A 23,445-nucleotide genomic window follows, 5' to 3' on the forward strand; every position below is an offset into this window, starting at 1 on the left:
CAACGATCTGTGGCGGAAAACGGTGACGCTTGAAGATGATATCTGATGTCTGCATCGCCAAAATTTACGCCCAAACCGTCAGGCAGGCAACTGTAGCCCAGTTAACGTGACAACACCGAGCGGCTCCCTTGTTTCTGCGGCTTTGCAGCAGAGCATCGAGAACGTAGCCGTTGGCATCGACGGCCCGCCACAGCCAGTATTTCTTGATCGATACGACCATCTCATCGAGATGCCATTTGTCTGCGAAGTTGCCGATCGACCGCCGCTTGAGTTGGTGGGCGAATTTCAGGCCAAACTTAGTCGTCCATTCTGAGACGGTCTGAAACGAGACGGCAATGCCGCGCTCGGCAAGCAGGTCTTCGATATCGCGCAGGCTCAGCGGAAACCGGTAATAGAGCCATACCGCATGCGCGATGATCTCGGCTGGAAAGCGGTGGCGTTTGTATCGGGCGGACGCATCGTCAGTCATGCCGATAGACTATTGCCTCGATCCGCACCAGCCGGTTAAGGCGACGCCTCCGTTTGTCGAACTGATCGAAAGCAGTCCATCCATCGAGATCGTCTCAACACGGTGACAGCTATGATCAACGATTTGGTGCAAGCCCGCTGTTTCAGTCAACATGCTTGCACGTCAGGCGCTTGTTGCCGCGCCCTCCGTCTCACCACGCTGCAGCTTTGAGAGTGGCGCCTGAAACCTCATCATCACCCCAGACGGCTGGTAGTCTAGGGAAACATCGCCGTAAGCCTTCAGGCTGGATACGACCAGCCGCGATCCGAACCCGGTCCGCGTTGGCTGCTCGACGTCAGGGCCGCCGGACTCATCCCACCTGAACGTGAACTGCTGCGCACCGTCTTCATCGGCAACCGACCAGGTGACGGAAACCTGACCCTCAGCCCCGGACAGAGCACCATACTTCGTGGCATTGGTCCCGAGTTCATGCAGAACGAGAGACAGTGAGAGAGCGGCCTGCGGCCCGAGCAGCACCGGCGATCCCTCGAACCGCAACCTCGGGCTACCTTCCAGACCCAGGCTGACAGCGGAAGCTTCGACGACTGCGACGACCGTGGTGCTCGTCCAGTTCTCATGCAGCAGGATGTCATGTGCCCTGGAATAGGCTGCGATACGCGATTGCAGGGCCGCACCGCCCTCCTCGATCGAGCCGGCGTTTCGAAGAGACTGCGTGATGATCGACTGGACGACAGCAAGAGAGTTCTTCAGCCGATGATTGAGCTCATGCATCAGCAGCTTTTGCCGCTCGACGGCCTGCCGCTCCTCCGTGCGATCACGAAGGATTTTGAGAAAGCCTTCCGCCGATCCGTTTTCCGAGCGCAGAACCATCATCTCGCCAGAGGCCCAGAATTGCGTGCCGTCTTTGCGCAGGTGCCAACGCTCGTCGGCGCCGCGGCCCTGCTCAAGGGAAGACTTCATCTCAGCTTGCGGTATACCGGCCCGACGATCCTCAGTGGTGAAGAAAATCGCCGCCGGCTTGCCGAGCATTTCTTCCTCGCTCCACCCCAGGATGCGGGATGCACCTTCGTTCCAGATCGTCACAAGTCCGTCGAGATCCATCGAGACGATGGCATAATCGATAGCGCTGTGCAGTACGGCCTCGAGGAAGCGTTCGCGCGCCGATGCCCTCTTGCCGTTTCGCTCGATTGGTTGATCCATCACTTTGCCCTAAGCCCCGTCCTTGCGTCCACCGCTCTATCACAGGTTAATACAGGTAAAATCAAGGCGTCAACGCCTTCTCAAGCAACAGCTTAACAAGATCATTCCGAGAACGGATCGCGCAAGCCAACCTGGATGCGTGACAGAGGTGCCGTCAGCCTCTAGACGACCCTGCCGTCTGCGAGGCTCCAGGCTGCGTGTCCCGAAAGAGCGGACGGCACCAGCCGACAAAGAACCAGCCTGCCAAACCCTTCGTCTTGCGCCAAGAGGTCAGCGTATTGCAGCGCTGGTTCGGACCAACTCAGCTCGAATTCGACCGGGTTACCGTCCTCAGCCGATGATAGCTTCCAGCTCACCGATATACCCTCGCTCTCTGTCAAACCGAAGTGCATCGCGTTCATGATCAATTCGTGGAGCGCCATGCCGATATTGAGGACGGCATTGGCATCAAGGGCGATCTCCGGTCCAAGTGCCTGGACAGGATAGACGTCTTTAAAGGGTTTGAGCTGATGCGCGATGAGGTCGGCGAGGCTGACGCCGGCCCAATCGACCTGGGAGAGGAGATCATGCGAGTGGGAGAGCGCCATGATGCGTTCGCGGATCCGCTTCTCGAAATCCTCGATCGATCCGGACCGTCCCGCCGTTTGGCGTATCACCGCAAGTATCACGGCATACTGGTTTTTGACGCGGTGATTGATCTCGCGCATCAGCAGGCGAAGCCGGCGCTCGCTCTCTCGCGTCTGCGTGACGTCGCGGGCGATGCTCGACGCCCCCATGAGCTGCCCGTCCCGGCTTTTGATCGGTGAAATCGTGATAGAAATCGGAACCAGTTGCCCGTTACGATGGCGCCGCGTGGTCTCGAACGTCTCGATTCGCTCGCCGACTTTCAGGCGGCGAAGGATCTCTGCCTCCTCATCCCGCTTGTCGTCCGGGACGATCAAGTAGATCGATTGTTCAACAGCTTCCGCCTCGCAGTAGCCGAACATTCGCTCGGCGGCCTTATTCCAGCTGACGATCGTGCCGGAGAGATCCTTGCTGATGATCGCGTCGAACTCGACAATGGCCCCAAGGCGTTCTTCGGTATGTTTTTCCATGTCCGATGAGTTTCACTGTTGGGGCTGCTGCCGGGACATTTAGGTGCCGGTCTCAGAGATCAAGTCATCGGCGAAGACAATTTTTTATCGCATTGAGGCAAGTCGGCGTGCCACAAGCGCAAAGCGCCTTCATCGACAAGACAATTCAACTCCTGATTCCTGGCGCCCCGCTTATGGGACAGGCATAAGGCTTGGGAGCCTGTACCCCGGCCATAAACGGCCGCGGGCTCATTGCAACAAAAAGCCGGAATGCTGCGTGGCAGCTTCCGGCTCGTTTGAAACGGTTGATTGGCCCGGGACTATCGGACGATCTGCACCACGGTATGGGTGCGAGGGTCAATGATCACACGCTGGTCATTAACCACCGCGTATGCGTAATGCTCGTTGCTCGGAACAGGCGTCAACACGACCGTTTCGGGAACGGGCTTAACCACGACGATCTCCTGGCTCACGGTCACCGGAGCCGGGGCGGGTTGCTCCTGAACATAGGTTACCACTTCCTGTGGCGGTGGATCGATTGCGGTCCCAACAATGGCGCCAGCTACGCCGCCGACTGCTGCCCCGACGGGACCACCAACAATGGCGCCTGTCACGGCGCCGCCAGCGGCACCTTTAACCGTTCCATCCTGGGCGAGCGCACCAGCGCTGCTTCCGAGTAGGACTGCGATTACCGCAGTAGAGGCGAGAATTGTTCTACGCATTGGTTTTCTCCTGTTCGGTTACCAATGACAAAAGAGGCCTGATCGAGACTTTTCGTTCCCAACGTCACGTCACGAAATGCAGCAATTTGAAATAGTTACGGCGTGCAGGTCATCGAACAAACTGGCAAAACGATCATTCTCAATTCCGGACTCATGCTATCCTTTGAGCCGCTCACACAGCTCACAGAGGAGTGGAGAACGGGTCGCTACATTGAGAGAAGAGCGTGACGAACGCCTGCGAATCGTCCTACCGATCGATCAAAACATGCGTGGAGTAAACATGATTGATCCGCTCTCGGTTGAACCATTGTCCGTCTATTGGGCACGGAGAAAGACGCAAGATGCGGAAAGCGACGAATGCGACGTCGTCCAGATCAGCACCGTGTTCGGGCACGCACGCGACTATTGGAGCGTCGGAGTGCTTGGTTCGGATCAGCATTATTCCCTGCACGACTTTGAGTTCGTAGCTCCCATCCGTGCTCCAGACGTGGACGCCGAGAACTAGGCTTTTGTATGAGTGACGCTCATGCAAGATTTCCCGCAACGTGCGAAACGCGTTTTGTACCGGTCAAGTTCTGCATCATTGCGTTGGATACCCATTTCCGGATCTTCTTTCCGCGAGGCCATTTGCCTTCGGCAGGAACGCCGGCGCGCATGGGTCGTCCGCAGGCTTCAGCCGACCGCACACAAGCAAGTGATGGTTCGCCTGTTATGGGCCTGTCGGCAACAGCCCGTCGGAGGAATAATAGCAGAACATTGATGACGGCGGCTGTTGCACTAGCTAGAAGTAGCTCGTCCATATACTCCGCCACGACCTTGCCTCGCCTTGTTCAGGAACAGACACATGCCACAGACCGCTTCTCAAGACCTGACCCGCCGTGGTCTCGGTCTCGACCCCGTCGTCGCCCTCAGCCTCGCCGGCGCGATTGTTTTCTTCCTGATCAGCGGCGCGTTTGCCTACATCAACCTGAAGACGCTGCGGGAGAATACAGAGGCGATCGTCCATTCGCACGAGGTGATCATCACATTGGACGAGTTGCTGTCGAGCACGCAGGACGCGGAAACCGGCCAGCGCGGCTTCCTACTCACGAACAACGAACGGTACCTCGATCCGTACAACACGGCCCTTGATACGATCCCGGCCAAGATCCAGGAAATTGGCGAGCTCACCAGCGATAATCCGGCCCAGGTCCGGCGCCTGCCCATACTCAAGCAGCATGTCGATGCCAAGCTGGCGGAGTTGAAGCAGACGATCGATCTTCGTCGCAGCCAAGGTTTGGACGCGGCACTGGCAGTCGTCAACTCCGATCGCGGCAAGGTGGCTATGGATGCCGTGCGCGGACAGCTCTCGGCGATGAGCCGAGAAGAAGCGGTATTGCGGGCAAAGCGCCTCGAGGAAATGAACAATGCCTATGGTACTGCGCTTTTGAGCGGCGTACTTGCCGGCATCCTCGGCATTCTCCTAACCATCGCCATCGGCGTTTTGATCCGCCGTTCTACCCTCGCCCGTCGCCGCGAAGAATGGCTGCAGGCGGGTAATCTTGGACTGGCATCCGCGATGATGGGCGACCAGCGCACTGAGCAACTTGGCGGCAGCATTCTGACTTACCTAGCAAACCACGTCGGGGCCGTCGCCGGGGCAATCTTCGTGGGTGGGTCAGATGCCTACAAGCGTTCATCGACCTACGGCGTCCCCGCCGATGCAAAGCTTCCGGATTTGGTCAGGCCCCGTGAAGGTCTGCTCGGACAGGTGGCGGTCGAGGGCAAACCCGTCATCGTCAACGACGTGCCGGAAAACTATCTGGAGTTCGGCTCGGCGCTTGGCCGGGATAAGCCGCGGCACCTGGTTCTTGCCCCGGCGGCGATCGACAACAACGTGAACACTGTGATCGAGCTCGGCTTCCTGCGGCCTGTGGATGAACGCGTCCTCGCGTTCCTTAAAGAGGCATCCGGCACGATCGCCACCGCCATTCGTTCGGCGAACTATCGAAGTGAGTTGCAGAACCTTCTGGAGGAAACCCAGCGACAATCGGAAGAGCTGCAGGTGCAGAGCGAGGAACTGCGGGTCTCGAACGAAAAACTCGAGGAACAGGGTCGGGCCTTGAAGGAGTCGCAAGCGCGGCTCGAACAGCAGCAGGTCGAACTGGAGCAGACGAACTCTCAGCTTGAGGAGCAGGCGCAACAGCTGGAATCGCAAAAAGACGACTTGGAGCGCTCCAACGCCTCAACTCAGCTGAAAGCCCGCGAGCTGGAGCAGGCCAGCCGATACAAGTCCGACTTCCTGGCCAACATGTCGCATGAGCTGCGCACGCCGCTGAACTCGTCGTTGATCCTGGCGAAACTGCTGGCGGACAATCCCGACGACAACCTGACGGCCGAGCAGGTCAAGTATGCCCAGACCATCCAGTCTTCAGGTAACGATCTTCTCAACCTGATCAACGACATTCTTGATCTTTCCAAAATCGAGGCGGGCCATGTCGACATCCGGCCCGAACCCGTCTCCGTCGAGCGTCTATCCAACAACCTGCGTCAAGTCTTCGAACCAATTGCCAAAAACAAGTCGCTCGGTTTCGAGATCGACATCTCGCCGGAATGCCCCGCAGTCATCGAGACCGATCTGCAGCGGATCGAACAGATCCTCAAAAACCTGCTGTCTAACGCTTTCAAGTTCACCGAGAAAGGCAAGGTTACGCTTTCGATGAACCGAACGGGCGACGGCCAGGTCGCCTTTGGGGTGACGGACACGGGGATCGGCATCGCGCCGGAGCAGCAAAAACGGATTTTCGAGGCCTTCCATCAAGCGGATGGAACGATCAGCCGCAAGTTTGGCGGCACGGGATTAGGCCTGTCTATTTCCCGTGAACTCGTGCGCCTGCTCGGTGGTACGATCCATATCAGAAGCCAGGAAGGGAAAGGCAGCACCTTAACGGTCACGCTCCCGCTCGCCTACGATCCTGCCATCGTCGCGCCGAGAGCTCCGGTCGGCAATGCCGTACCCCTCGCACCCGCTGCTTCAGCAGCACCAAGTCAACCGACGGCGCTACTGCCGCGAGCGATTGTGGAGGACGACCGCGCTATGCCCTCGGACGAGCGACGAATTCTGCTTGTCGTCGAAGATGATCAGACCTTCGCGGCGATCTTGCGTGACCTCGCCCGCGAGATGGGCTTCCGCTCGCTCGTAGCAGGCACCGCCCAGGACGCCCTTAACCTCGCGCAGCAGTTCATGCCGAGCGCCATCGTCCTCGATGTTGGCTTACCCGATCAGTCCGGCCTCTCCGTCCTCGATCGTCTGAAGCGGGATGTCCGCACCCGGCATATTCCGATCCATATCGTCTCGGGCGACGACTATACGGAGACTGCCCTGTCGCTCGGGGCTGTTGGCTACATGCTGAAGCCGGTGCAGCGCGAGCAACTGGTCGAAGTGCTGCACAAGCTTGAAGCAAAGCTTACGCAAGGCGTGCGCCGTGTTCTGATCGTTGAAGACAACGAGGTTCAACGAGAGGCCGTCGCCAAGCTTCTCACGTCACACGACGTCGAGACGGTCAGCGCCGGGACAGCAGCGGAAACCTTGGCACTGCTGAAGGACCAGACATTTGATTGCATGGTTCTTGACCTTTCACTTCCGGACGCGTCGGGGTACTCGCTGCTTGAAACCATCAGCCAGGACGACACGCATTCCTTCCCACCGGTGATCGTCTACACCGGCCGCGTGCTCGCATCCGACGAGGAGGAAAAACTTCGTCGCTATTCGAAGTCGATCATCATCAAAGGGGCAAAGTCGCCGGAGCGGCTGCTGGACGAGGTGTCGCTGTTCCTGCACCAGGTCGTCTCGGAGCTGCCGGACGAGCAGCAGAAGATGATCCGCAAGGCGCGTCACCGCGACGCCCTGCTTGAGGGACGCCGGATCCTCATTGTTGAAGACGACGTGCGTAATGTCTACGCCCTGACCAATATCCTTGAACCTCGCGGCGCGCTCATCCAGATCGCGCGAAACGGTCAGGAAGCCCTTGATGCCTTGGAGAAATCGATCGCCGATGACGCGTCCAAGATCGACTTGGTGCTCATGGATGTGATGATGCCGGTGATGGATGGCCTCACAGCGACGCGGGCGATCCGAAAAAATCCTGACTGGAAAAAGCTGCCGATCATCACTCTGACGGCCAAGGCGATGCCCGACGATCAGCAGCGCTGCATTAACGCCGGCGCCAACGACTATATGGCCAAACCGCTCGACGTCGAAAAGCTGCTATCGCTCGTCCGCGTCTGGATGCCGCGATGAGCGAGACATTCGACAAGATCGAGGACATCGAGATCCGGCTGCTGCTGGAGGCGCTCTACGTCCGCTACCACTATGACTTCCGCAATTACGCGATGGCATCGGTGAAGCGACGCCTGCGTCAGGCCCGTGAGCAACTGGGGTTTCCGACTATTTCAGCCATCCAGGAAAGCGTCTTGCACGACGAGGCGATGCTGCCGCGGTTGCTTGGCTATCTGACCGTGCAGGTGAGCGAGATGTTTCGCGATCCGAGCTACTTTCGCGCCATTCGCGAGAAGGTGGTGCCGCATCTTAAGACCTATCCATCGCTTAAGATTTGGATCGCTGGCTGCAGCGGCGGGGAGGAACTTTATTCCTTTGTGATCCTGTTCCGCGAGGAGGGTCTGGAGGACAGGACGATCTTCTATGCCACCGATATCAACCAGGAAGCGTTGAGGATCGCCGAAGCCGGTGTCTATGATCTCGATCGCATGCAGCTCTTCACGCAAAACCACCGAGCGTCAGGCGGCAAGTCGTCTTTGTCAGATTATTACACCACCGGTTATGGCCGGGCGACATTCGACCGCAGCCTCAGGGAGCGTGTCGTTTTTTCCGACCATAGCCTTGTGACAGACGCGGTCTTCGGCGAGATGAATCTGATCTCCTGTCGCAATGTGATGATTTACTTCGATCGGCCACTTCAGGATCGGGCCATCGGCCTGTTCAAGGAATCGCTCGCGCGGAAAGGCTTTTTGGGGATCGGCGCGAAGGAAAGCCTTCGGTTCTCGGCGCATGCCAATGCGTTCACAGACGTCGTTCGCGAAGAGAAGATCTACCAGAAGGCGGGCCGATGAGCACCTCCAGTCCAGAGGCTGTCGTGATCGGTACATCGGCTGGTGCCCTTGAGGCGCTATCCGTTATCCTGCCAGCGCTTCCTGCCGACTTCGGATTACCGATCATGGTGGTGGTTCATATACCTCCGGACAAACGCAGCGTTCTTGCCGAGCTCTTTGCCGCAAAATGCGCCCTTAATGTCGTTGAGGCAGAGGACAAGGTTCCGCTCGAAGCAGGGACTATCTACTTCGCGCCGCCAGACTACCATCTGCTTGTCGAAACAGACAGGTCACTTGCGCTATCCGCCGATGAGCCCGTGCTGTTTTCCCGTCCGTCGATCGATGTCCTGTTTGAATCGGCTGCAGACATTTACGGTCCCGGCCTGATTGGTATTGTTCTGACCGGCGCCAACCAGGATGGGGCTTTGGGCCTCAAAGCGATCGCCGACGCAGGCGGCATCGCAATTGTTCAGGAACCAGACACGGCGTTTCAGGACGCCATGCCAGAGGCTGCGATTAAAGCCGTTGCGAAAGCCGATATTTTGTCACTTGCTTCGATAGCTACTTATCTGCAAAAGGTTGAGCCATGAACCCCGTCAAATTTTTGCTTGTCGACGATCTCGAAGAAAACCTCCTGTCTCTCGAAGCGCTGCTTCGTCGCGACGACCTGTATCTTCTGAAAGCCCGCTCCGGCGACCAGGCGCTCGAAATCCTCCTTGAGGATGATGTCGCGCTCGCCTTGATAGACGTCCAGATGCCTGGCCTCAACGGTTTTGAGCTTGCCGAACTGATGCGCGGCAATGAGCGAACCCGCCGCATCCCGATCATCTTTGTTACCGCCGGCAGCACGAGCGAGCGCCGCCGCTTCGAGGGATATGAAGCGGGAGCCGTGGATTTTATCCAGAAGCCGATCGAGCCCGATGTGCTGCGCCATAAGGCAGAGGTCTTTTTCGAACTCTATCGTCAGCGCCAACAGATCGAGCAGCAGCGGGACCAGCTTCAGACCCAGGCCGAGGCGCTGAAGGAAGCGGACCGCCGCAAGGACGAGTTCCTGGCCACTCTTGCCCATGAGCTTCGCAACCCACTTGCACCGCTTCGCAATGGTCTCGATATCCTGCGGCGCGATCCCGACGATGTGAGGGCTTACGAGCTTCGCGAGATGATGGACCGTCAGTTGGACCACCTGGTTAGGCTGATCGACGATCTCCTTGATGTTTCGCGTGTCAGCCAAGGAAAGATCGAGCTGCGCCAGGAGAAGGTCAGGGTCGCGGACGTCGTTCATTCAGCGGCCGAGGCCAGCCGCCCGCTTATCGATCGCGCAGCACACACCTTCGAGCTCGATATCCCCACCGCAGATCTTTGGATCGATGCGGACCCGGCCCGCGTGTCGCAGGTCATCGCCAACCTGCTGACCAACGCAGCAAAATACACGCCATCCGGCGGAACGATCAAACTATCGGCGACCGCGGACGGCGGCAAAGCTGTCATCACCATCCGCGACAATGGAGTAGGCATTCCGGCCGAGATGCAGAGCGACGTCTTCCGGCTGTTTGCGCAGGTCGGTGGTCATCGAGAGCGTTCGCAAGGTGGCCTCGGTATCGGCCTGGCCCTCGTCAAGCAATTGGTCGAACTGCACGGCGGCTCGGTCAGCGCATCAAGCGAGGGGACTGATCGAGGAAGCGTCTTCACTGTCCAGATCCCGTTAACCGCAGCCCCGGAGGAAATCACAACTGCGGAACAGTCCGCCAAACCAACGGAGAAGCCATCCCAGAGGCTGAAAGTCCTCGTCATCGATGACAACCCGATCATCGCCGACACGATGGGGATGTTGCTGGAGGACATCGGCCATGAATTCGAGGCGGTCCACGATGGACGAGAAGCTCTGGATGCCGCTCGCAACTATAGGCCAGACGCGATCCTGCTCGATATTGGCCTCCCCGGTATGGATGGCTACGAGGTCTGCCGCGCGCTGAGGCAGGACCACCTGTTCGAACACACCACCATCATCGCTCAGACAGGCTGGGGCCAGGATAAGGACAAGGAACTGGCCAGAGATGCGGGGTTCGATTTCCACCTCACCAAGCCTGTGCCTCTTGCGGATCTTCAGCGAATACTTTCGGGCGTGGCAGCAAGAGACTGACGAAGGGTGCCGTCGGCGTTTGTTATGCGGCCGAGAGCATCTCGTTCAGACTGGCAATGACGTTCGCGCAGCTATAGGGTTTGGCGAAGAAGCGGCATTCTGCTGGGAGGTCGGTATTCGCGGGGCGATGGCGTCCAGAGGCGACGAGAATTTTGACGTCGGGTCGGTCGGTACTCACCACTTGCGCGAGATCCAACCCGTCTTTCGGGCCTGGCATGTCGACATCGGTGAACACCGCAATGATGTCGGGAACCACGCCAAGGATCGCGACTGCGTCGACGACATTGCAGGCTTCGAGGACCTTGAAACCAGCCTCTTCCAGGGCATCGACGATATTCCAGCGGATGAGAGCTTCGTCCTCAACGACAAGCACGGTATCACCTGAGTTCGGCATCTCGATATCCTCGTTCTGCAAGCGAAACGCAATACAGCGCAAAACGATCAGCGCGTTTGTTTATTAGATGCCGACAATATTAATAAAATGCCAATTAACCTGAAGGCTCATGCATCAGTCAATGAGCATCGCGACCGCTGCAACACCCATCACGCCGCTCGCCGCCCATCCGCAGATCTTCATGGCAATGGGAGCCGTGAACTCCTTCATCTGCTTTTTGCTGCTGACGACCATCATCATCGCGATCATGATTGGCACGGCGACAAATCCGTTGATGACGGCACTCCAGAACAGCGCCTTGACCGGATCGAGCGGCACAAATTCGAGGCTGAGTCCGAACAGAGTCGCCGCCACGATAACGCCGTAGAAGCCCACGGCTTCCCACGGTTTGTGGTCGAGACCCGCCTTCCAGTCCTGCGTTTCGGCGAAGGCATATGCCGCAGAGCCAGCCAGAACCGGGATCGACAGCAGCCCCGTCCCAACGATGCCGAGGCTGAAGAGGACAAAGGCAAAATTGCCGGCGATCGGCTTCAGCGCTTCGGCGACATCCGCGGCCGAGTTGATATCGGTCTTTCCGTTGGCGTGCAGCGTCGCGGCCGCGCAAATCATAATCGCGACAGCGACGATCGTGGAAACGGCCATCCCCGCGAGCGTATCAAGCTCGATCCGGTTCAGCTCTTTCGGAGCTTGAGGCGGTGCCTCCTCAAGCGGCTTGGCTTCCTCCTTGCGATCGATCTCCTCGACCTCCTGACTCGACTGCCAGAAGAATAGATAAGGACTGATCGTCGTGCCGAGGATCGCAACGACCACGGTGAAGCTGTCATTGTTCAAGGCAAAGGTTGGCCAGACAAATCCTTTCAACGTCGCCATCCAGTCGATCTTCACCACAAACAGGACGGCGATGTAGGCGAACAGGACCAGCGTCAGCCACTTCAGGATGTTGGCATATCGCTCATTGGGAATGAACATCTGCAGCCCTAGTGACAAGAGGGCGAAGAAGATGGTGATCGGCAGGCTCGGCATTCCCGTCGCGAGCTCGACCGACGCACCCATCGCCGCGAGGTTTGCGCCAATATTGATGCAGTTGGCAACGAATAGCAGACAGACCAACCCGGTGACGAGCCATTTCGGCCAGATGGCACCCATGTTGACCGCCAGCCCCGATCCGGTCACGCGGCCAATTCTGGCGCTGACAAGCTGGATTGCCGACATCAGCGGATAAGACAGTAACATGGTCCAGACCGTGTTGAAGCCGAACTAGGCGCCGGCTTGGGAGTAGGTTGCGATCCCACTTGGATCGTCGTCGGCGGCTCCAGTGATTAGGCCAGGGCCAAGCTTCTTCAGAACCGAGCCTGATGTCGGACGCGACGTGGCATGCCCGGAAGGGGGCGCGGGTAGCGGTCCGTCAATTGAGGTCTTCACATCAGTCGTCCCGATTAGCGGGTCGCGCCAAAGATCCAGGCGACCGCAGTTGTGAGGGCTACAGCAGTGAGCGGGTTTTCCTTGATTCAGCCGCGAACGCTACTTGTGAAATCCTCGCTTTGCTGGTTCTCAGGAGCGCTGGCTTTGACGCGCTCAGCCTCTTGTGGATCGGTGCGGCCTGCCGGGACGGAGGTGATCGTGTGAGAAACAGGATCCGACGCGGGAAAGGTATCTTCGAGGCCTTTATCGAGATCGCCCTTGTCCTCCTCTTGCCGCTGTCGTGCCTTCTCCAACTCGTAAGCCTGAACTGCGGGTGAAGAAGATTTGGGATCGTCGGCCATCGGGGCTCTCCAGGATGAGGTGCCAGATAACGTCATCCCGAAACGATAAGTTCCGATGGTGCATCAGCACCGTACCCTGTCGTACATTCTTCTTGTTGACGTCCCCCTCTACTTGTCGCTGTTTTGCTGAGCATTAGTTCATCGTGATGGAAAGATGACGACATTCCACGAAAACGAAACCGCGAGAAGAGCTCCTTGGCGGACAGGAAGCAACGCTTCGACGCAACGCATGCCAGCGCCATGGCGTCAATCAAGGCGGAGGCGGAGGAGCGGTGGCTGAAGACCGAGCGCTTGCGCAAGATGCGGCTTCAGTCGGGAAGTTGACGGAATTTACCCGCCTACACACTCTCGCTTGAGCGGCGAAACGTATCGTTGGGGCAAGGCCTGACCTGACGCATCCGGAAACGCGCCTGAGAATGCAAATCTGACTTTGAGCGGACCAGACGCGTTCTGACATCGCGCTGTCATCTCCCTTCGCTATCTCATCTTCGAATGGAGAAGGTGATGGCAAGAGAACTGGCATCAGACATTGAGGATATCGCGCGGACGATCGCCGAACTCGCTCTCCCGGGAATGCGACCGAAGGATCTCGTAGACGCGGTCAGTAAGAAACACGCTGCTGCGTCCAAAAAAGAAATATGTCGGGCCGCCTTCTACACGGTTATTCTGGCCGCTGACGAGGAGCCAGGCCGCGCCGAGGGGCTCCACGAGTTGGCGAGCGTCACACGAAACGAGCTCGACGAATAGAACGGTCTCGCCGAGTAGTCGTCGTCAATGAAACGCAATAAACCGCTTTGGAGCGATACAGTCCCGCCCGGCGTGACGATCCGTTGCGAACTGGATCGCCTCGACCAATTCAAGGTCCATCACCGGCTTTGAGATCACCCCGAGGGCGCCATCGACGCCTGAGCCAAGCTGTTCCGGGTTGCCGGTCATGAAGACGACGGTGACGCCGTCTGCCGCCAGGCGTCGGCCGATTTCCGGTCCGGTCGCACCATCGATGAGATTGACATCGACAAATGCAACTTCTGCCTTGTCGGCAAGCTCGTACGCTTCCTTTGCCGTGGTTGCCGTCCCGATGGCCTCATGCCCAAGCGACAACACTGCCTCTTCGACCGCGCTCGATAACAGCCACTGGTCTTCGACGATCAGGATATTCATCATGCTTATCCAACCTTTCTTCGTGAGCGGCAAAATCACTGCGTCAATACTTTGTTCCGGCCTTGGGCGATTTTTGCGCAGCTGGTGACGTGCGACCTTTTCCAAGGAACAAAGTTGGATTCCGCTCGTTCAATGCTGGTCGCAACAATTTGGAATGCGGATGACCAAGCCTGACGAGAAACTCTCGCTGATCGAAGAACAGCTTGTCATCGACAAGCGCGCCGTGCGCGACGGCAGCGTCCGCGTCAGCACCAAAACCGAGTTTGTTACAGAAGCAGCGGAGGCACGCCTCGACAGCGAGAATGTCGAGGTGACGCGTGTGGCAATCGGACGTGAAGTGTCAGAAGCGCCGGCCGTTCGCACGGACGGTGACGTGACCATCGTGCCTGTGGTGGAGGAGGTTCTCGTTGTCGAGAAGCGTCTGATGCTGGTCGAAGAGATCCACATCCGCCGCGTCGCCACCACCGAGGACGTTACCATTCCGGTCGAACTGCGCAAGCAACGTGCCACGATCGAGCGCGACGACCCCTAAGCCAATTATTAATCCGAGAAAAGGAGAAACTCATGACCTATAGCGAAACCACATCGTCCTACGGCGCCTCTTCGTCTAACACGGTGACGGCCTTCTTCGAAAACCGCAGCGATGCGGATGCCGCCGTCGAACGCCTTGCCGAAGCCGGGATTGCCCGCGACGGCATTCGCGTCGTCGCCGGCAAGGAGTCTACTACCTCGACTGAGGTTGCCTCCGAGCACAAGGGCTTCTGGGAGAAGCTGGAAGACTTCTTCTTTCCCGACGAGGATCGCGCCGTCTATTCCGAAGGCCTTCGCCGCGGTGGTTATCTAGTAACTGTCAGCAACGTCACCGCCGCCTCTTATGACAAGGTTATCGATATCCTCGATGACGAGGGCAGCATCGATCTCGATCAGCGCGCCCAGAGCTGGCGCTCGGAAGGCTGGAACCAGCAGGAGACCGTGAGGTCGTATGGCGCCTCCGCCAATCGTGCCGGCGCAACCGGAACGGCAGCCCTGGATGCCGGCCGTGAAGAGGTTATCCCGGTGGTCGAGGAAGAGCTTCGTGTCGGCAAGCGCGACCTCAACCATGGCCGCGTCCGTGTCCGTTCCTACGTGGTCGAAAATCCTGTCAGCGAACAGGTATCGCTGCGCGACGAGAACGTCAGCATCGAGCGTCGCACGGTCGACCGCCCTGTATCGGGAACGGAAAACGCGTTCGTCGACCGCACGATCGAGGCAGAAGAGCACCATGAAGAGGCTGTCGTCTCGAAGGATGCGCGCGTCGTCGAAGAGATCGCGCTGCGCAAGACCGCCGAGCAGCGCGAGGAGACCATCAACGCTAGCGTCCGCCGTACCGAGGTGGAAGTCGAAGACGAGCGGTCCGACCGCGCCGTCCGCAAGGACTAATCAAGGCTCTTCGTTTGATGTAACTGCAGCAAAGACCGGCGATCTCATCGCCGGTCTTTTTTGTATCCTGCTGGACGGGAACCGAACGGCGATTGCGGCGTTAGTATGGCACTCACATTCCCGTGATGAAGAGGATGCACCATGACCGAACCTGTCTCAGTCCACGTGTCGCGCGAAGCGGCTTACGTCGACCCCTCCCTTACAGCCACATTGCACAAGGTGTCTTGGGGCGCGATCTTCGCCGGGGTCGTCCTGGCGCTTGCCGTCCAGTTCCTCCTCAATCTTCTGGGAGTGGGCATCGGCGCCGCCGTGATCGATCCCGCAACCTATGATAACCCGAATGCAAGCACCTTTTCCATAGCCGGTGGCGCGTGGTTCGTTGTGGCCGGCATTATTGCTTCCTTCGTCGGCGGTTATGCCGCCAGCCGCCTGTCCGGCCGTCCGAGCCGCTCGACCGGCGGGTATCAAGGTGTAACCACCTGGGCTGTCACCACTCTTGTCATCCTCTACCTGCTGACCACGTCGGTCGGTGCCCTCATCGGCGGCGCGTTCAGTGGTCTGTCCAGCATTGTCGGTGGCGTTGGCCAGACGGCCGCGACCGCTGCCACGTCGGCAGCCCCTGCCCTTGCGACTTCTGCAAACCCGATGGCCGGGATCGAGCAACAGATCCGTGACGCGTCTGGCGGCAACGATCCGGCAGCCCTGCGTGATGCAGCCGTTTCGGCGGTCCAGGCCGCGGTGACCGGTGACCAGGCAAAAGCCGCAGATGCCCGCAATCGCGCCGCTGATGCGATCGCCAAGGCACAGAACATCCCGGTCGATCAGGCCCGCACCCAGGTCGAGCAGTACGAGAAGACCTATCGCGACAATGTTGCTGCGGCCAAGCAGCAGGCGCTCGAGGCGGCGCAGACGGCCACCAAGGCAGTGTCGGCCGGCGCGATCCTGGGCTTCTTCGCCCTCCTGCTCGGGGCTGTGGCGGCCTGGTTCGGCGGTTCCTACGGCACGAAGAAGGCGTTGCTTCTGGCCGAAACCACCACTCGCCGCACGATTTGACAAGATGAAGGCCGCCGGAAACGGCGGCCTTCTTCCTTGCTTGACCTTTCTCCAATGAAGCCTCTCCATCCACCGGGTGGAGAGTCTCTCCCTAATTTATCGGTAGCCTCCATGCAGAATGCCTTTCGGTACTTTTCACTGACCGCCGCTCTAACGCTCTGTTCCCCAGCCTTTGCAGCGCCGATCGACGCACAAGCCGTCAATACCGCGGCGATCGCGTCCCTTCCGATCGAGGCGCCGGCGGAAAAACAGACCGAGCCCAATCCCGCCATCGTGCATCTGCAGGTCCTGCTCGACCGGGCTGGTTCATCGCCGGGCGTCATCGACGGTTATTTAGGCGACAACCTGACGAAAGCGATTGCCGGTTTCGAGGCGCTTCAGGGTCTGCCAGTGGATGGGAAGCTCGATCCCGACGTACTGGGCCGTTTGACCGATGATGCCCCGGCCATCCAGGCCTATGCCATCACGCAAGAAGACGGAGAGGATATCGTCGAGAGCATTCCAAAAGACTATGCCGAACAGGCCAGGATGGAGCATCTCGGCTACACCAGCATTGCGGAGAAGCTTGCCGAGCGGTTCCACACGCATATCGCGCTGATCAAGGCCCTCAATCCGACGGCGGCCTTCAAGCCGGGCGAGACGATCGCCGTCGCCGTTCCCGGCGCCGCCAGGTCCGGATCGGTTAGGCGGATTGAGGTTCACCGCAAGGTGGCGCAGGTCTTCGCTTTCGCCGAAGACGGCTCACTGCTGGCGGTCTATCCAGCGACGATCGGCAGCGAGGATTCACCCTCTCCAACCGGGACACACAAGGTCAAGGGCGTGTCGCGAATGCCGACGTACACCTACAATCCGAAGATCAATTTCCAGCAGGGCAACAACAAGAAGATCCTTGAACTGCCGAGCGGGCCGAACGGTCCTGTCGGGACAGTCTGGATCGACCTCACCGAACCGACCTACGGGATTCATGGCACGCCTGAACCCGAGCTTATCGGCAAGGTTGGCTCGCATGGATGTGTTCGGCTAGCCAACTGGGACGTCGAGGAACTGGCCGGCATGGTCAAGCCGGGCGTCGTGGTCGAATTTATCGAGTAGGTCCGGCGCACCCCCATTTGAAGACGGTCGAGGCATGAGGCGGGCCCCTAAGCCGATGCCCTTTACAAAAAGGAGAGCGTGTGGCGATCAGGCGGCTGATCTTCTCCTCCAACGAATGGTGCTTGCGCGTCGCGCGGCGGATATCCTTGATCGTCTTCTCGGCCGCCGATGTCTGTGGCACGGTTTTCTGTCTCATCTTCGCTTCCTTTGATAGAGCTACGATGAGCCGAAAATCCTCTCTTCTCAATTAAAACACTTCTGTCTCAAAGGCGCTGATCCGGGACACCTGTTCGAAGCCGCAACCGTGTTACTACATCGGACAAAGAAATGGTGCTCGCTGAAGGCTTGGGGATTGAGGCTGGCCAAGCGCAGCGGGATGAAAAAGGCGCAGGTCGCCGTAGCTCGTAAGCTCGCTGTCATCCTTCACTGCATTTGGGTCGACGGTACGACCTTCGAATGGAGCGCCGGAAAAGAAACATAGGATTCTATAATTTGTAGGCCCGAGCGGGCCTGCAAAGTCCCCGCCGGGACGGTGGTTGCAGTGACTTCGTTGATTAGGCTGAAAACGGCTACGCCGTATTCCGTTCCATACGTTGAAGCACTGGACCCGAACATGATCGTGAGGCGAAGACCTCGAAAAGGACCATGACCCCGGCAAGGATGGAGCAGGTGCTTGACAAGCATCCGCAATTAAAGGGCCTAATCACAGTGCCGCCTGCTCGGGGCTGTCGTGCCTCAGAAGCAAGAACTCTTCAACGCGCAATATCGTCTCATGTCCACCAGACGCGGCGTTTGCCTTGTGACGCACAACGGCCACACCGTCTTGTCGTTTCCCAACGAACCAGCTGTCGCCATTCGAACTTGTAGCAAACTGCTTGAAGTCTGTCATGTTCAGTGCCCCTCTTCGTTCTCTAAAGTCGCCCCCGGACTGCGCTGGAACTGAAACCGTAAGAGTGCGAAATCATGCCCGGTCGAAGGTAAATGATGTCAGCAAGGTCGTGACGAAATTGCTGGCCTTTTCCTTGACGAGCAGCTCTGTCCACTCGTCTGTTCCCCGAAATCTCAGGTCAGTCTGGATACTGTCAACAGCTGCGGCCTCAATGCGTTCAAGATGTTCTTTGAACTGCGCCTCGCCTTCGCCGCGATAAAGATCGCGAATAACCATCCTCAGGATTTCCTGGACGGCAATCTGCCAGGCGGTGTTAATGGTGTTCAACTCACTTGTCGTCGATGACATTGGTCTTCCTTTGCTAATTCAAGTGCCCTCGTCATTGTTGACCAAGGGCTCTTACGGCTGGACTGGAAACTAGTGCCAATGCGATCCGAATGCGCTCAGTCGGTCGCGAGAGTGGGTGGCGTCCTCACGGATCGCCTTGCGATGAGTGCTGCTGCCGCAGATGTTCGGTCGGCAAGCTCTTTTGCGAGGCGTGCGGCTCTAAGCCGCGCAGTCTTCTCATCCCGCGCCTCGGCTTGCCGATCATGCTCGTCAAGATCCGATGCGATGACAGAAGCCTGAAGCTTTTTGAACGCGATCTCGGCTTGTTGGCGGGGCCTGCTGTGTCTTTGTGTCATGTTATCTACCTATCTGGCCCAAGGCCAAAATAAAAAAGGCCAGGCGAAACGCCTGGCCTCAATGAAATTGCTCCCGGCAGTGCCAGTACATCCGTGGTCAAAGGGAAGCGGATCTCACTTATGCAGACTGCAGATTGGTCGCAGACATTTTGCCCGACTTGTTGTCGCGCTCAAGTTCGAAACCAATCTTCTGGCCTTCTACAAGCTCTCGCATTCCTGCACGCTCGACAGCCGAGATATGAACAAATGCATCTGCGCCGCCATTGTCAGGCTGAATGAAGCCGAAGCCCTTTGTGGAATTAAACCATTTTACTGTGCCAGTGGTCATGATGAACCCTTTCCAAGCATAGAGTGATGTACCGCGTAACGAATGCAACGCGGGCAAGAACCGACTGATTTTGAAAGAGAAATTCGCTTAGAGCGCGGTGCCAATCGCGCGGTAGACAAAGCTCGGCAAGCAAAAGATCGATGACGAATGAATACCGCCCTCCGCAGGATCTGTCAATGAAAAGTTCACGTGTCTTTTCGTAATCAACCATTGATTGTGTCGAGAAAGATAATGATCCCCGCACGGAGCGCAGGTGCAGCAGTCAGAGCACCACAAATCATGATCTACCGAAAACATCAGTTGCCGGCAGACACATGCACGCGACTATCATTCATTTGCAATGACAGGGATCGCAAACAGCCAGTTGTTCACAAGTGTCCCTGAACGTGACCCTAAAGATGACCCTGAACCACAATCCTTCAATCAGCGACAGCTATGGTTTTTGGAGCAGATCAGAATGGGTGAGCGCTTCAGTGCGAAGGAGATCGTTCCGACTTGGCATGTCAGTTTGAAAACCGCGCGTCGGGATATCAGCGCATTGCTTCATTCCAAGTTACTGGAGTACATCGGATCGCGAAGAAAAGGTCGTTATCGAACGAACTCACGATGAGAAAGGATATCAGTCGGCCTCATCGGCGTCATGTCCACCAGAAGCGATGTCGGCAAGATCTTTGTTGGAGGTATCGAACTTGCCTCGCCTGCTCAGAAGACCAGCATCCTCGAGTGCCTCGATGTTGGGAAGGTCACGCAGGGTCTCAAAGCCAAAAACCGACAGAAATCGGGGTGTTGTCACATAGGTGTAGGGCGCACCGGGTGTCGGACTTCTCGGCCCTGATACGATGAGGCCCGCATCTCGCAGGCCGGCGATCGTGTCACGACTGACCTCCTTGCCGAAAATCTCTGACAATTCGGCCCGGGTGATCGGCTGAAAATATCCCACCGCCGTCAACACCATAGACTCGGTCTCTGACAGCCGTGGTGCAATTGATCTCGCGGGAGCGGTCGAAATGCGAATTGTCTCAGCAAACCGCGCTCGGGTGCGATGCTGCCATCCGCCTGCGACCAACACGAGTTCGTATGGTCGCTCTCGTAATTCGTCGATGAGGTCATCAACCAACAGATCAATACTGCACTCTTTGCCGACCACCCGCGCCAGCATCTCGCGGCTGACCGGTTCGGACGAGGCGAATATCACCGCCTCTACCCGCAACATCCACTCACGCCAGCGCAGTTCTGGAGGCAGTCCCTCGAGCTCACGATCATAAAGGACCTCCTGCTGCCGGTCTTTCGCTTGGCGTTGACTTGTTTTTGCTGCGCTCGCTCCCCTCATCGTCATAACCCATAAATTCGAAAGGAAGAGCGGCCGGACAGTTCCCGCACCGCTTCCAAACTCTCCAGTCGCTCAAACAATCGAGTGGCTGCCCAGCGTGACAGATGGCACCCTGGCGCCGAGGCCGGAAGCGCGTCTTCATTAAGTAGCTTTTGGATAACCGCATCGCCCCCCTTGGTCCTCACCTTTGGCACTGCTGCCATTAACCGAGCGGCACGGCGATCAATGTCGGCGGCAGATTGAAGCGCCGCCTCGACACTGCTGACCAGCGCCAGACAAATTGCCTTGGGATAAGCTGGCTCACCTGGCCGCACTCGACCTCTTCCGCCGATGGTGCGGAATGCAGACCCAAACCGTACAGGTAGCAGAAGCGGCACGGGTCGCGCCCATCTCAGCTTCTGGGCCAGTACGATGTCTGCCAAAGCCAGAGCCAGGACTTCCGCGTCCGGACGAAGCGCCATGATCGCGGATACCAGATCAGCGATCGCAATGGGGGCCGCGCGCCCGGACTGGATTGCCACATCGGCGAGATCCGCGATCGAGGACAGCTCCGTGTCCCATCGGATAGACAGAAGCTCGACCAATTCCCTGACAAACGCAGTACCCGGCATCGCTGTTCGACGTGCCAGCATTCGTGTGGCCAAAAACAGCTTTCCGGCCGGTCCTGGATCGCCATCAGCCGGCGTCAGCAAAACGGCGTCGCGCAGCGCATCCTCTTCCTCATTCCGGCCCAGGATCCGAGCAGCGACCGCGGCTGATTTCAAGGCGAGACGATCGCGCCAGCAGCCGATCCACGGGGGGTCCGCGCGGACCAGATCATCAAGCGATTTCAGAGCGATACCGGCGACAAAGGCGGCGTCGATATCGCTCGGGTCGCGGCCGCGTGACAGCGCCCAGCCCGGCAGGCGGGATGACCAGGTCGGTGAGTGTGAGTGCGGGGTCGCGATCGAATCCATGCCCGGAAGCATAGTTCATGTGCGCAGTTTACGCCAGTTACATCCCAATAAACCGCACGGCTTGTATGTTATTTAAAACGTCCGATAATCTTGCATTATCGGACGTTTTTCTCATTATAGAGAAATGGCCCAAATCATCGAGCAAAACACCAAAAATCACGTCGAGGAGACCTCAGCTCCGTTTCTCAGCACGGCGGGTGGGCGTGATGTTTCCGCGCCGGAGGTGTCAGGCGCAAGCCCCCTCCCCTCTCTCGCCGGCGGTGGCGAGACACCTGCTCATCTTGCCAGCCTCGCCGATCGCGCTCGTGGCTATGTCCAGGCGGCCAGTTCCGCCAACACGCGCAAGGCCTATGCGGCCGACTGGAAGCATTTTTCGGCGTGGTGCAGGCGCTCCAATCTGGCCCCCCTGCCCCCGCATCCGCAAACCATCGGACTTTACATCACAGCCTGCGCTTCCGGCACAGCTGAACGGGGTGCAAAAGCGAACTCTGTCTCGACCATCGAACGCCGCCTCTCCTCACTCTCCTGGAACTATGCCGAGCGTGGCCTCTCGCTCGATCGCAAGGACCGGCATATCGCCACCGTGATGGCCGGCATCCGCAACAGCCACGCCAAGCCACCTGTCCAGAAGGAAGCGGTCATGGCTGAGGATATCATTGCCATGGTCGAAACGCTCGATCGCGGCTCCCTGCGCGGCCTGCGTGATCGGGCCATGTTGCTCATCGGCTTTGCTGGCGGCCTTCGGCGCTCCGAGATCGTCGGCCTCGACCTGAAGGCCGACCAGACTGAGGACGGTCATGGTTGGATCGAGATCCTCGACAAGGGTATGATTATTACGCTGCGCGGTAAAACCGGATGGCGAGAGGTGGAGGTCGGTCGCGGCTCGGCCGATGCGACCTGCCCGGTCGCCGCAATCGAGACTTGGATTAAGTTCGCCAAGCTTGCGCACGGTCCCCTCTTCCGTCGCGTGACGGGACAAGGCAAAGCAGTTGGGCCGGAACGGCTGAATGACAAGGAAGTGGCTCGGCTGGTGAAGCGGGCCGCCATGGCGGCCGGCGTTCGCGGTGATCTCAGCGAGATCGAGCGGGCGTTCAAATTTTCCGGGCATTCCCTTCGCGCTGGCCTTGCCTCCTCTGCTGAAGTCGATGAGCGTTACGTACAGAAGCAGCTCGGGCACACATCAGCAGAGATGACACGCAGATATCAACGGCGACGGGACCGCTTTCGCGTGAATTTGACCAAGGCGTCAGGGCTCTAGCTATCCCCTCCCCTGCCGTTCAAGCGCTTGCAGAAAAGCCGTTGGCGCATTATAGTCACTATACTCATTTTGGTTAAAGGTGAAGCAATGCAAACATCAACCCACGACGATATGGGGTCGGAACAAGAGCAGTCCGAAATCGTACGCTAAGGCCGAACGAAACCGGAACGATGCTGTAGATCGGATGTGCAGCATCCGATCTCTGTGGATTGCCGTCGACATGCGCCTGTTTTGATTTCTCTGTCTGACCCGACTCGACAACGCTTCACGCAGGTTGGTCGTTAATGGAGTCGGGTGATGGCAAAGCGCAAGCTTCTCAAAGATCAAGATCGACGGCACTGCCAAGTTGTTTGATCTAGTTGTTTCCGGTATCGATGAGGCATGAAATTACCGAGTTCTTTTCCCCGGTTGAAGGGATTTCGTTTTC

General features: G+C 58.2%; 24 protein-coding genes and 3 pseudogenes. 13 read left to right on the top strand and 14 right to left on the bottom strand.

The window, feature by feature from the left end; translation table 11 throughout:
• Positions 1-118 precede the first annotated feature (118 nt).
• The 4 genes and pseudogenes from FGI60_RS25005 to FGI60_RS25020 form a co-directional block, all read right to left on the bottom strand.
• Positions 119-469 (bottom strand): annotated as a pseudogene (locus FGI60_RS25005) (IS6-like element ISRsp9 family transposase); the annotation flags it as partial.
• Positions 470-631: 162 nt separating this feature from the next.
• Positions 632-1,669: a sensor histidine kinase gene (locus tag FGI60_RS25010; RefSeq protein ID WP_138787451.1), complete on the bottom strand. Its 1,038-nt coding sequence runs from the start codon at positions 1,667-1,669 to the stop codon at positions 632-634.
• 161 nt (positions 1,670-1,830) lie between these two features.
• Positions 1,831-2,763: a sensor histidine kinase gene (locus FGI60_RS25015; RefSeq protein WP_138787452.1), complete on the bottom strand. Its 933-nt coding sequence runs from the start codon at positions 2,761-2,763 to the stop codon at positions 1,831-1,833.
• A gap of 299 nt (positions 2,764-3,062) precedes the next feature.
• Positions 3,063-3,464, bottom strand: a complete 402-nt coding sequence (locus FGI60_RS25020) for a DUF1236 domain-containing protein (protein ID WP_138787453.1) — start codon at positions 3,462-3,464, stop codon at positions 3,063-3,065.
• A gap of 265 nt (positions 3,465-3,729) precedes the next feature.
• On the opposite strand from FGI60_RS25020, the gene FGI60_RS25025 reads away from it, so the two are divergent.
• The 5 genes from FGI60_RS25025 (at position 3,730) to FGI60_RS25045 (ending at position 10,692) form a co-directional block, all read left to right on the top strand.
• A complete protein-coding gene (locus FGI60_RS25025) occupies positions 3,730-3,969 on the top strand; it encodes a hypothetical protein (protein WP_235889931.1) in 240 nt (79 codons plus the stop codon).
• Positions 3,970-4,308: 339 nt separating this feature from the next.
• Positions 4,309-7,743 (top strand): response regulator, encoded by a 3,435-nt coding sequence (locus tag FGI60_RS25030; RefSeq protein ID WP_138787454.1) that lies wholly within the window; start codon positions 4,309-4,311, stop codon positions 7,741-7,743.
• The gene (locus FGI60_RS25035) at positions 7,740-8,573 is read left to right on the top strand and encodes a CheR family methyltransferase (protein WP_037093885.1); all 834 of its coding nucleotides are present in this window, start codon (positions 7,740-7,742) and stop codon (positions 8,571-8,573) included. The genes FGI60_RS25030 and FGI60_RS25035 overlap by 4 nt, the downstream gene beginning before the upstream one ends.
• Positions 8,570-9,142, top strand: a complete 573-nt coding sequence (locus tag FGI60_RS25040) for a chemotaxis protein CheB (protein WP_052821349.1) — start codon at positions 8,570-8,572, stop codon at positions 9,140-9,142. Before FGI60_RS25035 ends, FGI60_RS25040 begins: the two co-directional genes overlap by 4 nt.
• Positions 9,139-10,692, top strand: coding sequence for a response regulator (locus tag FGI60_RS25045; protein ID WP_138787455.1), 1,554 nt, complete (start codon positions 9,139-9,141; stop codon positions 10,690-10,692). The genes FGI60_RS25040 and FGI60_RS25045 overlap by 4 nt, the downstream gene beginning before the upstream one ends.
• A 22-nt stretch (positions 10,693-10,714) precedes the next feature.
• Here FGI60_RS25045 and FGI60_RS25050 read toward each other — a convergent pair whose 3' ends face one another.
• The 3 genes and pseudogenes from FGI60_RS25050 to FGI60_RS25060 form a co-directional block, all read right to left on the bottom strand.
• Positions 10,715-11,086: a response regulator gene (locus tag FGI60_RS25050; protein ID WP_038595187.1), complete on the bottom strand. Its 372-nt coding sequence runs from the start codon at positions 11,084-11,086 to the stop codon at positions 10,715-10,717.
• 114 nt (positions 11,087-11,200) lie between these two features.
• Positions 11,201-12,508, bottom strand: a pseudogene (locus FGI60_RS25055) (Nramp family divalent metal transporter).
• An 86-nt stretch (positions 12,509-12,594) separates the two neighbouring features.
• The gene (locus FGI60_RS25060; protein ID WP_328592678.1) at positions 12,595-12,849 is read right to left on the bottom strand and encodes a hypothetical protein; all 255 of its coding nucleotides are present in this window, start codon (positions 12,847-12,849) and stop codon (positions 12,595-12,597) included.
• A gap of 195 nt (positions 12,850-13,044) precedes the next feature.
• On the opposite strand from FGI60_RS25060, the gene FGI60_RS26700 reads away from it, so the two are divergent.
• On the top strand, positions 13,045-13,173 hold the full coding sequence (locus FGI60_RS26700; RefSeq protein WP_268898868.1) for a hypothetical protein: 129 nt from the start codon (positions 13,045-13,047) through the stop codon (positions 13,171-13,173).
• Between the two features lie 180 nt (positions 13,174-13,353).
• A complete protein-coding gene (locus tag FGI60_RS25065) occupies positions 13,354-13,596 on the top strand; it encodes a hypothetical protein (protein ID WP_138787456.1) in 243 nt (80 codons plus the stop codon).
• A 24-nt stretch (positions 13,597-13,620) separates the two neighbouring features.
• On the opposite strand, the gene FGI60_RS25070 is transcribed toward FGI60_RS25065, so the two are convergent.
• Complete coding sequence (locus FGI60_RS25070; protein ID WP_080823588.1) at positions 13,621-14,013, bottom strand: response regulator; 393 nt, start codon at positions 14,011-14,013, stop codon at positions 13,621-13,623.
• 157 nt (positions 14,014-14,170) lie between these two features.
• Here FGI60_RS25070 and FGI60_RS25075 point away from each other — a divergent pair, with 157 nt between their 5' ends.
• From FGI60_RS25075 to FGI60_RS26590, 5 genes and pseudogenes are all read left to right on the top strand, one after another.
• Positions 14,171-14,542 (top strand): YsnF/AvaK domain-containing protein, encoded by a 372-nt coding sequence (locus FGI60_RS25075; RefSeq protein ID WP_138787457.1) that lies wholly within the window; start codon positions 14,171-14,173, stop codon positions 14,540-14,542.
• A 32-nt stretch (positions 14,543-14,574) separates the two neighbouring features.
• Positions 14,575-15,429 carry a YsnF/AvaK domain-containing protein gene (locus FGI60_RS25080; RefSeq protein ID WP_138787458.1) on the top strand — a complete coding sequence of 285 codons (855 nt, stop codon included), beginning with the start codon at positions 14,575-14,577 and terminating at the stop codon, positions 15,427-15,429.
• A gap of 141 nt (positions 15,430-15,570) precedes the next feature.
• Positions 15,571-16,482: a PhnA-like protein gene (locus tag FGI60_RS25085; RefSeq protein WP_138787459.1), complete on the top strand. Its 912-nt coding sequence runs from the start codon at positions 15,571-15,573 to the stop codon at positions 16,480-16,482.
• Between the two features lie 111 nt (positions 16,483-16,593).
• Entirely contained in the window at positions 16,594-17,574 is a 981-nt protein-coding gene (locus tag FGI60_RS25090; RefSeq protein WP_138787460.1) for a L,D-transpeptidase family protein, read from the top strand.
• A gap of 286 nt (positions 17,575-17,860) precedes the next feature.
• Positions 17,861-18,055 (top strand): annotated as a pseudogene (locus tag FGI60_RS26590) (IS110 family transposase); the annotation flags it as partial.
• 222 nt (positions 18,056-18,277) lie between these two features.
• On the opposite strand, the gene FGI60_RS25100 reads toward FGI60_RS26590, so the two are convergent.
• The 6 genes from FGI60_RS25100 to FGI60_RS25130 form a co-directional block, all read right to left on the bottom strand.
• The gene (locus FGI60_RS25100) at positions 18,278-18,463 is read right to left on the bottom strand and encodes a hypothetical protein (protein ID WP_038595179.1); all 186 of its coding nucleotides are present in this window, start codon (positions 18,461-18,463) and stop codon (positions 18,278-18,280) included.
• A 72-nt stretch (positions 18,464-18,535) separates the two neighbouring features.
• Entirely contained in the window at positions 18,536-18,811 is a 276-nt protein-coding gene (locus FGI60_RS25105; protein ID WP_038595177.1) for a hypothetical protein, read from the bottom strand.
• 95 nt (positions 18,812-18,906) lie between these two features.
• Positions 18,907-19,146 carry a hypothetical protein gene (locus tag FGI60_RS25110; RefSeq protein WP_138787461.1) on the bottom strand — a complete coding sequence of 80 codons (240 nt, stop codon included), beginning with the start codon at positions 19,144-19,146 and terminating at the stop codon, positions 18,907-18,909.
• A gap of 118 nt (positions 19,147-19,264) precedes the next feature.
• Positions 19,265-19,474 carry a cold-shock protein gene (locus FGI60_RS25115; protein ID WP_034806062.1) on the bottom strand — a complete coding sequence of 70 codons (210 nt, stop codon included), beginning with the start codon at positions 19,472-19,474 and terminating at the stop codon, positions 19,265-19,267.
• Between the two features lie 619 nt (positions 19,475-20,093).
• A complete protein-coding gene (gene scpB / locus FGI60_RS25125; protein WP_235889933.1) occupies positions 20,094-20,804 on the bottom strand; it encodes an SMC-Scp complex subunit ScpB in 711 nt (236 codons plus the stop codon).
• Between the two features lie 2 nt (positions 20,805-20,806).
• Positions 20,807-21,760, bottom strand: a complete 954-nt coding sequence (locus FGI60_RS25130) for a DUF1403 family protein (RefSeq protein WP_235889932.1) — start codon at positions 21,758-21,760, stop codon at positions 20,807-20,809.
• A gap of 124 nt (positions 21,761-21,884) precedes the next feature.
• Between FGI60_RS25130 and FGI60_RS25135 the strand changes: the two genes are divergently transcribed.
• Positions 21,885-23,018 carry a site-specific integrase gene (locus FGI60_RS25135; RefSeq protein ID WP_138787464.1) on the top strand — a complete coding sequence of 378 codons (1,134 nt, stop codon included), beginning with the start codon at positions 21,885-21,887 and terminating at the stop codon, positions 23,016-23,018.
• Positions 23,019-23,445: the final 427 nt, after the last annotated feature.

The organism is Brucella haematophila, assembly GCF_005938105.1.
Classification (GTDB): domain Bacteria; phylum Pseudomonadota; class Alphaproteobacteria; order Rhizobiales; family Rhizobiaceae; genus Brucella; species Brucella haematophila.

Bases quoted from the DNA above. Each gene is read 5' to 3' on its own strand.
- FGI60_RS25045 (WP_138787455.1), top strand. From the start codon at position 9,139: ATGAACCCCGTCAAATTTTTGCTTGTCGACGATCTCGAAGAAAACCTC.
- FGI60_RS25030 (WP_138787454.1), top strand. From the start codon at position 4,309: ATGCCACAGACCGCTTCTCAAGACCTGACCCGCCGTGGTCTCGGTCTC.
- FGI60_RS25020 (WP_138787453.1), bottom strand. From the start codon at position 3,464: ATGCGTAGAACAATTCTCGCCTCTACTGCGGTAATCGCAGTCCTACTC.
- FGI60_RS25010 (WP_138787451.1), bottom strand. From the start codon at position 1,669: ATGGATCAACCAATCGAGCGAAACGGCAAGAGGGCATCGGCGCGCGAA.
- FGI60_RS25100 (WP_038595179.1), bottom strand. From the start codon at position 18,463: ATGACAGACTTCAAGCAGTTTGCTACAAGTTCGAATGGCGACAGCTGG.
- FGI60_RS25075 (WP_138787457.1), top strand. From the start codon at position 14,171: ATGACCAAGCCTGACGAGAAACTCTCGCTGATCGAAGAACAGCTTGTC.
- FGI60_RS25130 (WP_235889932.1), bottom strand. From the start codon at position 21,760: ATGGATTCGATCGCGACCCCGCACTCACACTCACCGACCTGGTCATCC.
- FGI60_RS25065 (WP_138787456.1), top strand. From the start codon at position 13,354: ATGGCAAGAGAACTGGCATCAGACATTGAGGATATCGCGCGGACGATC.
- FGI60_RS25035 (WP_037093885.1), top strand. From the start codon at position 7,740: ATGAGCGAGACATTCGACAAGATCGAGGACATCGAGATCCGGCTGCTG.
- FGI60_RS25135 (WP_138787464.1), top strand. From the start codon at position 21,885: ATGGCCCAAATCATCGAGCAAAACACCAAAAATCACGTCGAGGAGACC.
- FGI60_RS25070 (WP_080823588.1), bottom strand. From the start codon at position 14,013: ATGATGAATATCCTGATCGTCGAAGACCAGTGGCTGTTATCGAGCGCG.
- FGI60_RS25015 (WP_138787452.1), bottom strand. From the start codon at position 2,763: ATGGAAAAACATACCGAAGAACGCCTTGGGGCCATTGTCGAGTTCGAC.
- FGI60_RS25050 (WP_038595187.1), bottom strand. From the start codon at position 11,086: ATGCCGAACTCAGGTGATACCGTGCTTGTCGTTGAGGACGAAGCTCTC.
- FGI60_RS25040 (WP_052821349.1), top strand. From the start codon at position 8,570: ATGAGCACCTCCAGTCCAGAGGCTGTCGTGATCGGTACATCGGCTGGT.
- FGI60_RS25115 (WP_034806062.1), bottom strand. From the start codon at position 19,474: ATGACCACTGGCACAGTAAAATGGTTTAATTCCACAAAGGGCTTCGGC.
- scpB (WP_235889933.1), bottom strand. From the start codon at position 20,804: ATGAGGGGAGCGAGCGCAGCAAAAACAAGTCAACGCCAAGCGAAAGAC.
- FGI60_RS25025 (WP_235889931.1), top strand. From the start codon at position 3,730: ATGCGTGGAGTAAACATGATTGATCCGCTCTCGGTTGAACCATTGTCC.
- FGI60_RS25080 (WP_138787458.1), top strand. From the start codon at position 14,575: ATGACCTATAGCGAAACCACATCGTCCTACGGCGCCTCTTCGTCTAAC.
- FGI60_RS25110 (WP_138787461.1), bottom strand. From the start codon at position 19,146: ATGACACAAAGACACAGCAGGCCCCGCCAACAAGCCGAGATCGCGTTC.
- FGI60_RS25085 (WP_138787459.1), top strand. From the start codon at position 15,571: ATGACCGAACCTGTCTCAGTCCACGTGTCGCGCGAAGCGGCTTACGTC.
- FGI60_RS25090 (WP_138787460.1), top strand. From the start codon at position 16,594: ATGCAGAATGCCTTTCGGTACTTTTCACTGACCGCCGCTCTAACGCTC.
- FGI60_RS25105 (WP_038595177.1), bottom strand. From the start codon at position 18,811: ATGTCATCGACGACAAGTGAGTTGAACACCATTAACACCGCCTGGCAG.
- FGI60_RS25060 (WP_328592678.1), bottom strand. From the start codon at position 12,849: ATGGCCGACGATCCCAAATCTTCTTCACCCGCAGTTCAGGCTTACGAG.